Source organism: Micromonospora sp. WMMD714 (assembly GCF_029581315.1).
Lineage (GTDB): Bacteria > Actinomycetota > Actinomycetes > Mycobacteriales > Micromonosporaceae > Micromonospora > Micromonospora rifamycinica.
In genome coordinates, this window is the sequence record NZ_CP120744.1 from 4,374,817 (window position 1) to 4,388,685 (window position 13,869).

At 74.9% G+C, this 13,869-nt stretch carries 16 protein-coding genes; 7 read left to right on the plus strand and 9 right to left on the minus strand.

The window, feature by feature from the left end:
• Positions 1 to 406: 406 nt before the first annotated feature.
• The gene (locus O7625_RS18855) at positions 407 to 580 is read left to right on the plus strand and encodes a hypothetical protein (RefSeq protein WP_282340268.1); all 174 of its coding nucleotides are present in this window, start codon (positions 407 to 409) and stop codon (positions 578 to 580) included.
• Positions 581 to 808: 228 nt separating this feature from the next.
• Here O7625_RS18855 and O7625_RS18860 read toward each other — a convergent pair whose 3' ends face one another.
• Genes O7625_RS18860 through O7625_RS18875 form a run of 4 tightly spaced genes read right to left on the minus strand, consistent with a single transcriptional unit; the run spans position 809 to position 2,462 of the window.
• Positions 809 to 1,309 carry a hypothetical protein gene (locus O7625_RS18860; protein ID WP_282340269.1) on the minus strand — a complete coding sequence of 167 codons (501 nt, stop codon included), beginning with the start codon at positions 1,307 to 1,309 and terminating at the stop codon, positions 809 to 811.
• Positions 1,306 to 1,896: a CDP-alcohol phosphatidyltransferase family protein gene (locus tag O7625_RS18865; RefSeq protein ID WP_282340270.1), complete on the minus strand. Its 591-nt coding sequence runs from the start codon at positions 1,894 to 1,896 to the stop codon at positions 1,306 to 1,308. Before O7625_RS18865 ends, O7625_RS18860 begins: the two co-directional genes overlap by 4 nt.
• Positions 1,893 to 2,117 carry a hypothetical protein gene (locus O7625_RS18870; RefSeq protein WP_282340271.1) on the minus strand — a complete coding sequence of 75 codons (225 nt, stop codon included), beginning with the start codon at positions 2,115 to 2,117 and terminating at the stop codon, positions 1,893 to 1,895. Before O7625_RS18870 ends, O7625_RS18865 begins: the two co-directional genes overlap by 4 nt.
• Positions 2,118 to 2,462 (minus strand): helix-turn-helix domain-containing protein, encoded by a 345-nt coding sequence (locus O7625_RS18875; protein ID WP_282340272.1) that lies wholly within the window; start codon positions 2,460 to 2,462, stop codon positions 2,118 to 2,120.
• Positions 2,463 to 2,579: 117 nt separating this feature from the next.
• On the opposite strand from O7625_RS18875, the gene O7625_RS18880 reads away from it, so the two are divergent.
• The gene (locus tag O7625_RS18880) at positions 2,580 to 2,915 is read left to right on the plus strand and encodes a DUF952 domain-containing protein (RefSeq protein WP_282340274.1); all 336 of its coding nucleotides are present in this window, start codon (positions 2,580 to 2,582) and stop codon (positions 2,913 to 2,915) included.
• Positions 2,916 to 3,009: 94 nt separating this feature from the next.
• Here O7625_RS18880 and O7625_RS18885 read toward each other — a convergent pair whose 3' ends face one another.
• The gene (locus O7625_RS18885; protein WP_282340275.1) at positions 3,010 to 3,519 is read right to left on the minus strand and encodes an O-acetyl-ADP-ribose deacetylase; all 510 of its coding nucleotides are present in this window, start codon (positions 3,517 to 3,519) and stop codon (positions 3,010 to 3,012) included.
• 113 nt (positions 3,520 to 3,632) lie between these two features.
• On the opposite strand from O7625_RS18885, the gene O7625_RS18890 reads away from it, so the two are divergent.
• Positions 3,633 to 5,006, plus strand: coding sequence for a PQQ-binding-like beta-propeller repeat protein (locus O7625_RS18890; RefSeq protein WP_282340276.1), 1,374 nt, complete (start codon positions 3,633 to 3,635; stop codon positions 5,004 to 5,006).
• 173 nt (positions 5,007 to 5,179) lie between these two features.
• On the opposite strand, the gene O7625_RS18895 is transcribed toward O7625_RS18890, so the two are convergent.
• Positions 5,180 to 5,710, minus strand: a complete 531-nt coding sequence (locus tag O7625_RS18895; RefSeq protein ID WP_282340277.1) for a PepSY domain-containing protein — start codon at positions 5,708 to 5,710, stop codon at positions 5,180 to 5,182.
• An 86-nt stretch (positions 5,711 to 5,796) separates the two neighbouring features.
• Positions 5,797 to 7,086: a HAMP domain-containing sensor histidine kinase gene (locus tag O7625_RS18900; RefSeq protein ID WP_282340278.1), complete on the minus strand. Its 1,290-nt coding sequence runs from the start codon at positions 7,084 to 7,086 to the stop codon at positions 5,797 to 5,799.
• 133 nt (positions 7,087 to 7,219) lie between these two features.
• Here O7625_RS18900 and O7625_RS18905 point away from each other — a divergent pair, with 133 nt between their 5' ends.
• Positions 7,220 to 7,696 (plus strand): septum formation initiator, encoded by a 477-nt coding sequence (locus O7625_RS18905; RefSeq protein WP_282340279.1) that lies wholly within the window; start codon positions 7,220 to 7,222, stop codon positions 7,694 to 7,696.
• Between the two features lie 84 nt (positions 7,697 to 7,780).
• On the opposite strand, the gene O7625_RS18910 is transcribed toward O7625_RS18905, so the two are convergent.
• Both O7625_RS18910 and O7625_RS18915 read right to left on the minus strand, forming a co-directional pair.
• Positions 7,781 to 8,893 carry an ATP-binding protein gene (locus O7625_RS18910; RefSeq protein ID WP_282340280.1) on the minus strand — a complete coding sequence of 371 codons (1,113 nt, stop codon included), beginning with the start codon at positions 8,891 to 8,893 and terminating at the stop codon, positions 7,781 to 7,783.
• Positions 8,890 to 9,549, minus strand: a complete 660-nt coding sequence (locus O7625_RS18915; RefSeq protein ID WP_282340281.1) for a response regulator transcription factor — start codon at positions 9,547 to 9,549, stop codon at positions 8,890 to 8,892. Before O7625_RS18915 ends, O7625_RS18910 begins: the two co-directional genes overlap by 4 nt.
• A gap of 187 nt (positions 9,550 to 9,736) precedes the next feature.
• Here O7625_RS18915 and O7625_RS18920 point away from each other — a divergent pair, with 187 nt between their 5' ends.
• The 3 genes from O7625_RS18920 (at position 9,737) to O7625_RS18930 (ending at position 13,868) form a co-directional block, all read left to right on the plus strand.
• Positions 9,737 to 10,585, plus strand: a complete 849-nt coding sequence (locus O7625_RS18920) for a trypsin-like serine protease (RefSeq protein ID WP_282340282.1) — start codon at positions 9,737 to 9,739, stop codon at positions 10,583 to 10,585.
• Between the two features lie 101 nt (positions 10,586 to 10,686).
• Entirely contained in the window at positions 10,687 to 12,102 is a 1,416-nt protein-coding gene (locus O7625_RS18925) for an FGGY family carbohydrate kinase (RefSeq protein ID WP_282340283.1), read from the plus strand.
• Between the two features lie 185 nt (positions 12,103 to 12,287).
• Complete coding sequence (locus O7625_RS18930) at positions 12,288 to 13,868, plus strand: phenylacetate--CoA ligase family protein (RefSeq protein ID WP_282340284.1); 1,581 nt, start codon at positions 12,288 to 12,290, stop codon at positions 13,866 to 13,868.
• Position 13,869 lies beyond the last annotated feature (1 nt).

Here is a 13,869-nt window from a genome sequence, read left to right on the forward strand (position 1 = left end):
TGGGTCCGATTGACGACAACGGTCCGGCCGGCCGTGTCGGTGTCGGCGCGCCGGTCGCCCGTCGCTGTCGCCGACCCGGGTCACGGCGGTCCGCCGACAACGGAGTCGATCCCTATGGGAATTGCGTATATCAGGATTGCCGTCGATGGGCTCCGGCCAGCGATGGGAACTCAGCATCGTCCATCATGCATTCCGCCGGCTCGGCAGGCACCGTCCCACCGGCCGCCCCCGGAACTGCCCTCACCTTGAGACGCACCCATAGGCGCGGTCATCGGCGCATGCGCCCCGCAGTCGGATTGCGGACGGGGATCGCCGGCTGTTCCCCGGCTTAGCATCTGGCGCAATATTCATCGACGGATGCCCACGGCCCGGACCTCGGGTCCGGGCACGTGGAAGGGGAACCTTGATGGGCAAACGAGCGCTGCGGCAGCGGATGGCCGGGACGATGGTGGTGGTCACCCTGGTGGCCGGTGGGGTGGGCACGACGGCCGGCGCGGCCCAGGCCGTACCCGTTCCCGCAGCCAAGACCGTGGTGAACGCCGGTGCTGAGGTCGTCGCCCGGGGGTTAGCTGGGATGTGACGATCTCCGCGGATCGGAGGCGGGGTCTCCGGTGACTGGTTCGGCGACCAGGCGGAACCAGAGACCGGGGATCCCGTGGACATCCTGGCGGTGTCGAGCGGTTGGACCTGACCGGCGGGCGGTGGGCGACGTCGTAGCCGTTGTCGCCGCCACCCGGGGGCGGCCGGGGTCGGGAGCGGGCGGACGTCGATCGACGGGATCCGGTGCCGGCCGGGAGATCGTCGGTGTTCAGTAGCCGACGAGTCGGGGCGTCAGGGCGATCGCGACGAAGCGGATCGTACGGCCCAGCAGGCACGTCGCCGCGAACGCGACCGGGCGCAGGGGCGTGCGCGCCAGGTAGACGCTGGTGGCCAGCAGGGGTGGGAATCCGGTGACCGCGCTGACCAGTAGCACACCGGTCGTCTGGCGGGGACGTTCCAGCACCGCCACGAGTCGTGTGCCGGCCGCCCTCGGGCGCGCGAGGGCCGTCCCCCACCGGCCCGCTGGTGTCGGCCCGGTCGGAGTGTGCCTGGTGAGCCGGCGTCGCAGCCAGGGTGAGCGGATCGCGCCGCGGGTGCCGAGGAAGATCAGGGTCTTGCCGGCGGTCTGACCGGCGGCAGCGGCGACGCCCAGCGCCACGGGTGGTGTGCCGGCGGTCGCCACGGCCGCCAGCAGATAGGGCTCGGCGGGGGTGAACGGCAGGAACGCCGACAGGAGCCCGACGACCGCAGCCGTCAGTACGGCGATCACGGCCGGGCGGGTGGCGGGTCGGTCGGCAACCTGGCGGCGGACACCAGCGAGACGACCTTCACCGCGGCGACCCCGAGGGCGAAGGTGACGGCGGCGGCGGTCGGCGCGACGATCGCCAGGAGCACCACCGCCGCGGTGTTCAGGGCCTTCGCCGGCGGAGACCAGTTCCACCGGTAGATGCGGCGGTCGACGCGGGCGAAGTGGTTCGGGCTCAGCAGTGGCCAGCGCAGGAACATCAGGCTCAACAGCTGGTCGACGACCATGAACTGGACGAGGAACACCGCGATCGGCAGCGCGGTCCCGGGTCGGAGGACGACGAGTGCCGCGGCGCAGGCCGAGGTGCAGGCCCGGTCGGCGACGATGTCGAAGACCGCGCCGGTGCGTGTCTCCTGGCCCAGGGCACGGGCGGCGGCACCGTCGAGGATGTCACCGATCCAGTAGACCAGGTACGCGGCGACGAGCAGGTGGGCGTCGCGGTGGGTCAGCGCCGCCACCGCGAGCGCGAAGGAGCCGGCCGTGCGTACGGCGGTGATGGTGTTGGGGACGTTGAGGCGCGTGACCGGTGGGGAGAGCCCGAGCGCGGTCATTCGGCGTCTTTGAGGATGCGGTGCATGTCGGCGGTACGCCGCTGCACCTCGGCCAGCTGCGCACTCATCTGGGTGAGCAGCCGAGACGTCTCGGCGGCCTGTTCGGCGTACTGCCGTTGCAGGTCGCCCGACACCTCGGTGCGCTTGCGGACCCCCGCATACCAGACGACCGAGATGAGCACGGCGGCGACGACGATCAGGAAGACCGAGGCGGCGTCCATCTAACTGGTTCCCTTCTTCGGTGGGGCGTCGCCGTCTCCGGCGGGGCTCAGGGTCGCGGCGGCAGCCGCCACCACGTCGGGCGTGAGCTGTAGCGAGAACGGTGCGACCTCGTAGTACTTGAGCGCCTTGCCGTCTGCGGACAACTCCAGCTGGGCGGTGACCAGGCCGGCGCGTTCCAACTTCTTGAGGTGCACCTGCAACAGCGCACGGCTGATGCCCAGGTCGCGGGCGAGCTGTGAGACGTAGGCGCGTCCGCCGGTCAACGCGGCGAGCACGCGGAGTCGGTGCGGGCTGGCCAACGTGGCGAGAACCTCGACCAGCCGGTCGCCGCTCATCCCGCCCATAGCTCACCTTGGCTCATGCCAACTATTATTTGCATGAGCCAAGGTGGCTGTCAACTTCGGGTGGCGCCGGCGGGTGCGGGTGGCTGCGGACCGGTCGGCCGTCTGCCACGCTGGGGCGTGCTCATCTACAAGATCCTCCTGCCCGCCGAGTGGGCCGAGTTCGAGGCCGCCGGCCGCTTCGACGGCTCGCCCTTCGACCACAGCAGTGGTTTCGTCCACTGCTCCTCCCGCGAGCAGGTCGGTGCGACCGCCCTGCGGTACTTCGCTCAGGAGCCGGCGCTCGTGGTCGCCGCCCTCGACCCCCGGCTTCTCGGCGCGGCGGTGCGCTGGGAGGACGCCACCGACGGCGGTTCCTTCCCGCACGTCTACGCGGCGCTGCCGCTCGACGCCGTCGTCGCGGTGCACCGGGTCTCCGGGGCGTCGTCGGTGGACGACGCGCTACCGCAGGGCTGAGCCGGCACCGTCGGCCGACGGGAGCAGTGTTCACGGCGCGGGTACGGCGTTTCGACCACGTCGGCGTCACGGTGGCGGACCCGCCCCGGGTCGGTCAGCCGGCCGCTGCCAGCGCGGCGGCCAGGTGCGCGCGGGTCTCCTCGTCGAAGGCGACGAGCCGTACCCGGTGGACGTTCGTCGGGGTCGACCTGATCGTCGCGACGGCGATCGTGGCGGCCTGCCCGGGCGGGTAGCCGTACACGCCGGTGGCGATGGCGGGGAAGGCGACGGTGCGGGCGCCGAGGGCGTCGGCGACCTCCAGGCTGCGGCGGTAGCAGGACGCGAGCACCTCGGCCTCCCCGTGGCCGCCACCCTCCCAGACCGGTCCGACGGTGTGGATGACGTGCCGCACGGGCGGGTCGAGGTCGAACGCCGGGGTCGGCATCGCGTCGCCCGGCGCACAGGGACCGATCGCACCGCCGGCCCGGGCCAACCGCGGCCCGGCCGCGCGGTGGATCGCACCGTCGACACCGCCGCCGCCGAGCAGGGACTCGTTCGCGGCGTTGACGATGGCGTCCACGTTCTCCCGGGTGATGTCACCCGTGACGACCTCGATCGCTGGCACGCCCAGCATCCTGACACACCGGGCGGGGCCGTGCCGGGCGTGGGAACCGACCGGCCGGACGTGCGCGCGGACCCTAGGGTGGCGGTGCCGACCGCCGATCGAGGGAGAGACCGTTGTCGCCGTCGCACCGACCCGCCCGTGGGCGTACCGTCGCCGTCGCCCTGAGTCTGCTGCTCGGGCTGTGCGGCTGCGCCGTGCCCCGCGCGGAACGGGCGGAGCGACCGCCGCCCGCGCCGGTCGAGCCGACCCAGGAGAACCTGCGCGACGGCACCGCGCCGGCCAGCCCGCAAGGCCCGCGCCCGGCCTGGTCGACGCCGGTCGGCCGGCTCGACCAGGAGGTCGGCGAGTCCGGTCCGCTCATCATCCTGCCCGACGAGCGGGAACTGCGGGCGGTGGACCGCGCCACGGGGCAGGACCGGTGGCGTCACCCGTTCACCACGGGCTACCGGTACGTGATCGCCGGCGGGTCGATCGTGGCGGCCGGCGAGGACGGCGTCGTGGAGGTGCTCGACACCGCCACCGGAGCCACCCGGTGGCGGGCGGCCGGCAGTCAGGACGTCGTCGTCGACCTGCAGGGCGTCTACGCCAGGGAGTGCGCGGGGGACGGCGACGCGGCGACCTGCGCGATCGTCGGGCGGGACGTGCAGAGCGGTCGCCGCCTGTGGAAGATCCCCACCGACCGGTTCGCCCGGGTGAGCGACGTGAGCCTCGGTGCGCGCACGCCGTACGCGGCGGCCCCCGGCCGGTACGTCGTGGTGCGGCTCAGCGCGGCCGGCCGACCGGCCACCTACGCCCCGGTCGCCCCGACCACCGGGCGGACCGGCGCAGGTCGGTTGCCGAACCGGGCCTGGTACGGCTTCCTCGCCGGTGACCTGCTGGTGAGCACCGACAACGATCCGCCGGAGGGGGACCGGCGCTGCACGGTGAGCGTCACCAGCGTCGACGCGGCCACCGGCGGCAAGGGCTGGTCCGGCGCGGTCTACAGCGGGCGTCGGGAGAACGGCGAGTGCGCCAAGCGGTTGGCCCACCAGCGCAGCGGGCAGACCCTGATCGGCAGCGGCACCCGGCTCGTCGCGGTCACCGCCGACGAGCGACCGCAGCTGGTCGACCTGCGTACCGGCGGGACGGTCTGGCGGGGGTCCGCCGCGGGCGTGCCGGTCGACGGGGACGACCGGTCGGTGCTGGTGCGCGGCACGGCCGACGCGGGGGAGCTGGCACTACTCGACCTGGCCACCGGCGTACCCCGGTGGACCGCGCCGGATCCGGGGCTGGCCGGGTCGTCGGCGAGCTGGCGGTCGACGGTGACCGAGGGCCTGGTGGCGGTCAGCGGGGCCGAGGACGACCGGCCGCAGGTGCTCGTCTACGACGTGCCCACCGGTCGTCAGCTCGGCCGCTACCCGGGTTGGCTCGCCGGAGCCGGGCGGGACTGGGTGGCGGTCAGCCGGTCCGGTGCCGGCGGCGTCGCGGTGGAGCTGCACACCTTCTGAGCGGTCCGCCCGTGTTGAGCTGAGCGGTCGGCCCGTGTCGAGCTGAGCGGTCCGCCCGCGTCGAGCTGAGCGGTCCGCCCGCTTCGAGGTCGGACGGTGACGTGCCCCGGCGGATTCCGCCGGGGCACCTGTCACCACACCGCGGGGTCGCGGCCCGCGCGGTCGGGGGACCGTCAGTCGTCGTCCCCGTCGTCGGAGTCGTCCCGGTCGTCATCCTGGTCGTCGTCCCGGTCGTCGGCGTCGTCGTCCCGGCCGGACCTGTCGTCGGCGTCCGCCTTCTCCTGCTCGGACTTGACCACCGCGCCACTGTCCCGGTCGACGTCGACCTCGTGCTCGGTGTCCCCGTCGACGATCTCCACGCTCCAGACCGGGCGGCCCGCCTCCCGCTCCCGCTCGATCTCGGTGATCTGGCCACCACCGACCTTGGCCAGGGCGATCTCACCGGCCCGCTGCTGGCTGACGGCGTCGGCGGTGGCCGGGGCGGTGCTGGCACCGGGGGCCGGCGCACCGGTCGTCGGCGCGTCGCTCGGCGTGCCGGACGACGGGGCGGCGGTACCCGGGTCGACCGGCGTGGGCGCGGTCGTCTCGGCGACCGGGGTGGGGGCCGGCGCCCGTTCCGCGGCGGACACGCCGAGCGCCGTGCCGGTGACGGCGAGGACGGCGGCACCGCCGGCAGCCGCCAGCAGCAGGGATGTGCGCTTCATGATGCGTACCTCCGGAGTTCTCGGTTGTTGTCCCGAGAGTGCCCCGGTGGGGGATAGCGGCGCGCTGTGCGGACGCTAAGGCGCGGTTAAGGTCGACCGGGCGGCCCGAGCCGGAGGGTCACCACCGCGCCGCCCTCGACGTCGGCGGCCAGGTCGAGCCGGCCGCCGCTGGCCTGCGCGGCGCGGCGGGCGATGTCCAGACCGAGCCCGGTCGAACCGGCCCGGCTGGCCCCCCGTTCGATCAGACCGGCCGGTATCCCCGGCCCCGCGTCGTGGACGGTCACCGCGACCCCGGCCGCCTCCCGGGTCAGCCGGACGGTGAAGGGGGTGCCCTCCGGGGTGTGTGCGAAGACGTTGCCCAGCAGGGCGTCCACCGCCGCGGCCAGTTCGTCGGCGGGCACCCCGACCGGCAGCGGCCCGGTGGCCAGGTCGAGGGTGACCGTGCGGCCGGTGTCCTCGGCGAGCACCGACCAGAAGGCGACCCGTTCGCCCACGATCGCGGCGGCGTCGGCGGTGGCCCCACCGGGGTCGGCGTCGGGCGGGTCACTGCGCCAGCGCGCCTGCCGGATCAGGCCGGTGACCGCCCGTTCCAGCGCGTCCACGGCCGACGCCACCCGGGTCGCGTCGTCCGGATCGGGCAGCGACTCCGCCTCCAGCCGTAACGCGGTCAGCGGCGTACGCAGCCGGTGGGACAGGTCCGCCACCTGTTCGCGTTCCTCGCGCAGCAGCACCTGGATCCGGGCGGCCAGGTGGTTGAGCGCGGCGGCGACCTCGCGGAGTTCGGGTGGGCCGGCCGGCTCGGCGCGGGCGGTCAGCTCGGCGTTGGCCAGCCGGTGCGAGACCGAGGAGAGCTCGGTGATCGGCCGGACCAGGGTGCGGGCCAGCCGGTCGGCGACGGCGAGGCTGAGCAGCACGAGCACGAGGCCGAGCGCGGCCAGCACCAGCCAGGAGCGGGCCACCCCGGCGGTGACGTCGGCCCGGGGTACCACGGTGCGGATCACGCCGGTGCCGTCGGGCCGGCCCTGCACGGCGATCACGATCTCCCGACCGCCGTCCAGCTCCGCGGTGAGGCTCTGGCCCCGGGCGGCGAGGGCCACCGCGGCGGTACGCGGCTGCTGCGCGCCGAGCACCGTGCCGTCGGGCAGGAAGACGCTGACCGGCCGGCCCGACTCGGCGGTGAGCTGCTCCACGGTCAGCCGGATCGTCGTGGTGTCGGCGGTGCCCACCACCGGCACCAGGCCCTGCACGTCGGCGGTCGCCCGGACGGTGGCCCGGTCCTCGGCGACCGTCCGCACCAGCAGGGCCAGCGGCACCAGGAAGGCGACCAGGGTCAGGCAGGTGGTCGCCACGACCAGCAGCGCCAACCGCCGTCTCATCCGTCGTCCCCGATCAGGAGCAGGGTGCTTGCCCAGCTGGCAGGTTAACCGGTCGGGCCGGCCGCCGGGCCACCGCGCGACCCCGCCCGTCGTCCGCTGCCGGATCCGGCGGCCGGTCGGGCATAGTCAAAGCATGGGACGCCGTACGCTCCTCGTCACCGCCGGCTGGCTGGCCGCCGCCGTGCTCGCCACCCTGATCGGGGTGGCCGCGATCGGGCTGGTCGGGGAGAGCATCACCGGCACGCCCGGCGGGGTCCGCAGCCAGGCCGAGGTCGAGCGGGCGCTGGCGGCCCCCGAGCCGACGTCGGCGACGTCGGCACCGGCCGGCCCGGGGCTCTCCGCGTCCTCGTCCCCGCCGGCCGTCCCCTCCGCGTCGCCGGGCCTGCGCCGCAGCTTTTCCACCGTCGGCGGTACGGCGGTGGCCGAGTGCGTGGGGGCCGACGTCCGGCTGGTCTCCTGGGCGCCGGCGCAGGACTACCGGGTGAAGGACGTGGACCGGGGGCCGGACGACGACGCGGAGGTGACCTTCGCCGGCCCGGCGGGGGAGTTCGAGGTGAAGGTCGGCTGCATCGGCGGCGAGCCGGTGGCCCGCCCCGGTGACGGCGACTGAGCCCCGCTGGCCGGATGCCGTCGCCGGTCGCCTGCCGTCGCCGGTCGGCGGCGGTGACGACGGTGGCGTGGGCTGTGCGGCGGATCAGCCGTCGGCCCCGGTGGCGGGGGCGTCGGCCACCGGGGGGAAGGTGACCTGGACCCGCAGCCCGTCCCGGCCGGTGGAGGAGGCGGCGATGACGCCCTCGTGCGCCCGGGTGATCGACCGGGCGATGGCCAGTCCGAGGCCCGCGCCACCGCTGTGGTCGATGCGCCTGCCGGACCGGCGGCGGAACGGCTCGAACAGGGCGGCGACCTCGTCCGGGGGGATGTCGTCGCCGGTGTTCCCGACGACCAGCGCCGGATCCGCACCGACCCGCACCTCCAGGGTGCCCCCGGGGCGGTTGTACTTCAGGCCGTTCTGCACCAGGTTGACCACCAGCCGTTCCAGCAGCACCTGCTCCCCGGCGACCAGCCGGGGCGCCAGCCGGCTGACGATCGTGACGCCGGCCTCCTCGGCCCGGGCGCGGTGGGCGTCGAGCACCGTCTCGACGATCCGGTCGAGCCGCAGCGGGGTGCGGGTGAGCAGGCCACGGTCGCTCTCGCTGAGCACCAGCAGCCCCTCGATCAGGCGCTCGTTGCGCTCGTTGGTCTCCAACAGCTGGGCGGCGAGCAGGGCGAGCTGGGCGTCGTCGAGGGTCCGGGCCAGGCCCACCTCGATCAGGGTGCGTTGGACGGCGAGCGGGGTGCGCAGCTCGTGGGAGGCGTCCGCGGCGAACCGGCGCTGGGCCTCGTAGCCCACCGCTATCCGGTCCATCATCTCGTCGATGGTGCGGCCCAGGACGGCCAGTTCGTCGCGGCCGGGGCCGGGCCTGAGCCGGTGGCCGAGGTTCTGCGGCCCGACGTTGGCGATCACCGGGACGAGGTCCCGCAGCGGACGCAGGCACCAGCGGACGGCCGGGTAGCCGACGGCCAGCAGCGCCAGCAGCACGACCGTCACGGCGACGGCCAGCGGGATGCGCGGCCGCCGGAACACCTGGACGCAGACGAAGGAGGAGTCCTCGCCCGGCGCCCGCAACTCGGGCGTGGCGCACCAGGACGGGCCGAACTCCCGCCACAGCGCGAGCAGCAGCTCGGCGGCCGTCGTCACGAACGGGGAGACGAGCAGGAGCGCCCCGAGCACCAGGAGCATCCGCCGGGCCGGTGAGGGGAGGCTCATGCCCCGAGCCGGTAGCCGACGCGGGGCACGGTGTGGATCACCGGCGGGTCGCCGAGCTTACGGCGCAGGGTCATCACGGTGGTCCGTACCGTGTTGGTGAACGGGTCGGTGTGTTCGTCCCAGGCCTGTTCCAGGAGGTCCTCGGCGCTCACCACCCGGCCCCCGGCGCGCATCAGCACGTGCAGCACGGCGTACTCCTTCGGTGACAACGACAGGGCCAGCCCGTCGCGGGAGGCCGTGTGCCGGGTGACGTCCAGCACGATGCCGTCCTGCTCCAGCACCGGGGGCAGCGCCGGGGTGGAGCGCCGGGACAGCGCCTGCAACCGGGCGACCAGCTCGGCGAAGGCGAACGGTTTGGTCAGGTAGTCGTCCGCGCCCAGGCCGAGACCCTCGACGCGTTGCCGGATGCCGGCCGCGGCGGTCAGCAGCAGCACCCGGGTGCCGGTGTCGGAGTCGGCGATCCACCGGCACACCTCGTCGCCGGTCCGGCCGGGCATGTCCCGGTCGAGGACGGCCACGTCGTAGCGGTTGACCGCGAGCCGGTCCAGGGCGCTGTCACCGTCGTAGACCACGTCGACGGCCATGGACAACCGGCGCAGCCCTTGGGCCACCATGTCGGCCAGCACCCGCTCGTCGTCGGCCATCAGCACCCGCACCGCGTCCCCTTTCCGTCGTTTTCCCTCTGCCCGGGACCGCCCGCAAGGCTGGCATCAGTCGGATAAAGAACCGATAAGGGCGCCCCTGACGCTCCGTGGACGACCGGGGCCGCAGCATCGGTGCGTTTCCGTCCTCCGCGCGTACAGGCTGGTGAAACCCGTGCTCCGACTCGCCACACAGTGTGTCATGGTCGCCCTGACGGCCCTGGCGGTTGCCGTCGCCCCCGTCGCGGCCCGGCCGGCCTCGGCGATCGCCCACGGGGAGGACGCGGCCGACGGGGCGTACGGGTTCTCGGCCCGGCTGACCATGACCGGCCTGCCCGTGCCGGGTGGCGGCAGCCGGGACAGTTGGTGCTCGGGCGCGCTGATCGCCCCGCGCTGGGTGATCACCGCCGGCCACTGCTTCCGTACCCCCGACGGCCGGCGGGTCGGCCGGCTGGTGGCCGACCGGACCAGGGTCACGGTCGGCCGCACCGACCTGGGCGGCCGGGCCGGGTACGAGGCCGGGGCCGTCGCGGTCCACCAGGCGGACGCCGTCGACGTGGCCCTGGTCGAACTCGACACCGCGATCACCGGCGTGCCGCCGGTGCGGCTCGCCGACGGGCCGCCAGTGGTGGGGGAGGTCCTCCGGCTGACCGGGTACGGCCTGACCACCGCCGACGGGCCCGCGCCGACGGACCGGCTCCAGACCGGCCGGTTCACCGTCGGCCGGGTCGGTGCCGACGTCGTCGAGACGACCGGCTGGCGGCCCCGCGCGGACACCAGCCCGTGCCCGCACGACTCCGGCGGCCCCTACTTCCGGGAGCAGCCGGACGGCACGGCCGTGCTGGTCGCGGTCGTCAGCACCGGCCCGGGCTGCCCGCACCCCGGTCCCGACTTCAGCGCCCGTACCGACGTCCTCGCCGACTGGATCGCCGACACCACCGGTCCGGCCGACGGCCGGATCCGCTGGCTGTCGGCCGGGGTGGGCGCGGGGGTACTGCTGGTGCTGCTGCCGGTGGTCCTGGCGGTACGCCGCCGGCGGGCCGGGCCTTGACAGCGCACCGACCCGACCAAATAATTCATCCATTGAACAAATAGGGGTCGACGGATTCCGGCCCATCCGCCGCCCATCCCACCGATCCCCAGGGAGGACCGGTGCCCCTCGTCGCCGGCGTCGACTCGTCGACCCAGTCGTGCAAGGTCGTGATCCGGGACGCCGAGACCGGGACGCTGGTGCGCGAAGGCCGCGCCCCGCACCCCACCGGCACCGCCGTGCCGCCCGCCGCATGGGAGGCCGCCCTGGCCGAGGCGGTGACCCGGGCCGGCGGACTGGACGACGTGGCGGCCCTGTCGGTCGCCGGCCAGCAGCAGGGCATGGTGTGCCTGGACGCCGACGGCGCGGTGGTCCGGGACGCCCTGCTGTGGAACGACACCCGCTCGGCCGCCGCCGCCACCGAGCTGATCGCGGATCTCGGCGGCGGTGACACCGGGCGGCGGGCCTGGGCGACGGCGGTCGGTCTGGTACCGGTGGCCAGCTTCACCGTCAGCAAGCTGCGCTGGCTCGCTCGCGTCGAACCGGACAACGCGCGCCGGACCGCCGCCGTGTGCCTGCCGCACGACTGGCTGACCTGGCGGCTGGCCGGCGCACCGGGGCTCGCCGCGCTGCGCACCGACCGCAGCGAGGCCAGCGGGACCGGCTACTGGTCGGCGGCGGCCGGCGCGTACCGCCGAGACCTGGTCCGGTTGGCCCTCGGCCGGGAGGACGTGCTGCTGCCGCAGGTGCTCGGGCCGACCGACCGGGCCGGGCAGTCGCTCACCGGCGCGGCGCTGGGAGCCGGGGCCGGCGACTGCGCGGCGGCGGCCCTCGGCGTCGGCGCGGAACCGGGCGACATGATCGTCTCGATCGGCACCTCGGGGATCGTGTCCACGGTGTCCGACGTGCCGGCCGCCGATCCGAGCGGCATCGTGGCCGGCTTCGCCGACGCGACCGGCCGGTTCCTGCCGCTGGTGTGCACCCTCAACGCCGCCCGGGTGCTGGACGCGACCGCCGCCGTGCTGCGGGTCGACCACGCCGGGCTGTCGGCCCTGGCGCTGTCCGCCCCGCCGGGCGCGGACGGGCTGGTCATGGTGCCCTACCTGGAGGGGGAGCGCACCCCGGACCGTCCGTACGCCACCGGCGCGGTGCACGGCCTGACCGCGCGTACCGCCACCCCCGCGCACCTGGCCCGCGCGGCGGTGGAGGGCATGCTGTGCGCGCTCGCGGACGGGCTGGACGCCATGGTCGCGCAGGGCACGACGGTCGACCGGGTGATCCTGGTCGGCGGCGGTGCCCGCTCCGGGGCGGTGCGCCGGATCGCGCCCACCGTCTTCGGCCGCCCCGTGCTCGTCCCCCCGCCGGGGGAGTACGTCGCCGACGGCGCCGCCCGTCAGGCGGCCTGGATGCTGTCGGGCCGGCGGCAACCCCCACCGTGGACGGCCGGCGCGGTGCGGACCCACGAGGCGGACGCGGTGCCGACGGTCCGCGACCGGTACGCCGCGGCCCGGACGAGCATCCTCGACCGCGCCGGCTGACCCGGGAACACCGGCCCCGCCGCCGGGCCGCGCCCCGGCCCCTGTGTCTCCGCCGGGGCCGCGCCCCGGCACCGCAGCCGGGCCGCGCCCGGCCCCGCGTCGCCACCCGACCGAGTAGGGGTACTCAGTACCGCACCGTATCCGGCCTCAGGATCCGGCGCGACGGCCCGGACAGGATGCTTGTCATGGCCGAGCTACCGCACCGCCCCGTCGCCCTGCGTACCGTCGAATCGCCGTTGCCGGCCGTGGTGGCGCACGGCCGGTCGGCCGGGACGGGGATCCTGGGTCGGACGGTCGCCGGGCTGAGCCGGCTCGTCGGTCGACACCCGGCCGGCTGGCGCTGGGTGGCCCGGCGGCACCACCCGGCGCTGGACGGGCTGGCCGAAGCGCACGCCCGGGCGGTCTGCGCCCGCGCCGCCCGGCAGGTCCCCGCCTACCGGGACTTCCTGCGCGCCCGCCCGGCCGCCGCCCGCCGCCGGCTCACCGACTTCCCGGAGACCGACAAGCACAGCTACGTGGTGGCCCACGACGCCGCCGCCCGCTGCCGGCACGGACGGCTGCCCACCCGGGGTGTGGTCGTCGACGAGTCGGCCGGCTCGGCCGGGCGGCCGTTCAACTGGCCCCGCAGCGAGCGGGAACTCCGCGCCGTGCACCGGGACATCGCCGGCTACACCGGACTGGTCTTCCCGATGCGCCGGCCGTTCGTCATCAACGCCTACTCGATGGGGGCCTGGGCGACCGGGACGACGACCGGCGCGGCGATGGCCCGGATCGCGGTGGTGAAGAACACCGGCCCCGACCTCGGGAAGGTCATCGACACGCTGCGGGAGTTCGGCCCCGACTTCGACTACCTGGTGACCGCCTACCCGCCGTTCCTCAAGCACCTGCGCGACCGGCTCGACGCCGAGGACTTCCCCTGGTCCCGCTACCGGATCTCGGCCAGCTGCGGCGGCGAGGGGATGACCGAGGCGCTGCGCGACTACCTGGAGCAACGCTTCGACCTGGTCCGGTCGGCGTACGGGGCGTCCGACCTGAGCATCGGCATCGGCGCGGAGACCCGGTTCACGGTGTGGCTGCGTCGCCGCCTGCAGACCGACCGGGGGCTGCGCGACGCCCTGCTCGGCGCGGACGAGCAACGGCTGCCGATGGTGTTCCAGTACAACCCGTTCGCCACCTTCCTGGAGACCAACGAGCGGCGGGAGCTGCTCTGCACGGTCACCGGCGGTGACGTGCTCCAGCCCCGGCTGCGGTACAACGTCGGGGACGAGGCGCTGCTCGTGTCGTACCGGCGGGTCGTCGAGCTGGTGGAGGCCGACCCGGTACGCCGGGCCGAACTGCGCACCGCGCTCGCCGCCGAGCGGATGACCCTGCCGCTGCTGATGCTCTTCGGCCGCAGCGACTCCACGGTCTCCTACCTCGGCGCGAACCTCTACCCGCAGGACGTCGAGTACGGCCTCTACGCCGGCAACCCGTCGGCCGCCGAGATCAGCCGGTTCTGCCTGGCCCTGGTCGAGGACGCGACGCTGGAGACCCGGCCGGTGATCCACCTCGAACTGCGCCGCCCGCTGACCGCCCCGCAACGCGCCGCCCTCGCCGACGCCTGCCGCCAGGGGGTACGCCGGCACCTGGCCACCGTGTCGCGGGACTTCGCCCAGTCCCTGGTGGAGGACTCCACCGCCGGGGACCTGCGGATCGAGCTGCACGAACCCGGCACCGGCCCGTTCGCCGGGCAACAGAAGATCAAGAACAGCTACCTGGTGAGGTGAC

Coding starts and splice junctions, on each gene's coding strand:
- O7625_RS18855 (WP_282340268.1), top strand. CDS start 407: ATGGGCAAACGAGCGCTGCGGCAGCGGATGGCCGGGACGATGGTGGTG.
- O7625_RS18865 (WP_282340270.1), bottom strand. CDS start 1,896: ATGACCGCGCTCGGGCTCTCCCCACCGGTCACGCGCCTCAACGTCCCC.
- O7625_RS18870 (WP_282340271.1), bottom strand. CDS start 2,117: ATGGACGCCGCCTCGGTCTTCCTGATCGTCGTCGCCGCCGTGCTCATC.
- O7625_RS18875 (WP_282340272.1), bottom strand. CDS start 2,462: ATGGGCGGGATGAGCGGCGACCGGCTGGTCGAGGTTCTCGCCACGTTG.
- O7625_RS18895 (WP_282340277.1), bottom strand. CDS start 5,710: ATGAAGCGCACATCCCTGCTGCTGGCGGCTGCCGGCGGTGCCGCCGTC.
- O7625_RS18900 (WP_282340278.1), bottom strand. CDS start 7,086: ATGAGACGGCGGTTGGCGCTGCTGGTCGTGGCGACCACCTGCCTGACC.
- O7625_RS18905 (WP_282340279.1), top strand. CDS start 7,220: ATGGGACGCCGTACGCTCCTCGTCACCGCCGGCTGGCTGGCCGCCGCC.
- O7625_RS18910 (WP_282340280.1), bottom strand. CDS start 8,893: ATGAGCCTCCCCTCACCGGCCCGGCGGATGCTCCTGGTGCTCGGGGCG.
- O7625_RS18920 (WP_282340282.1), top strand. CDS start 9,737: ATGGTCGCCCTGACGGCCCTGGCGGTTGCCGTCGCCCCCGTCGCGGCC.
- O7625_RS18930 (WP_282340284.1), top strand. CDS start 12,288: ATGGCCGAGCTACCGCACCGCCCCGTCGCCCTGCGTACCGTCGAATCG.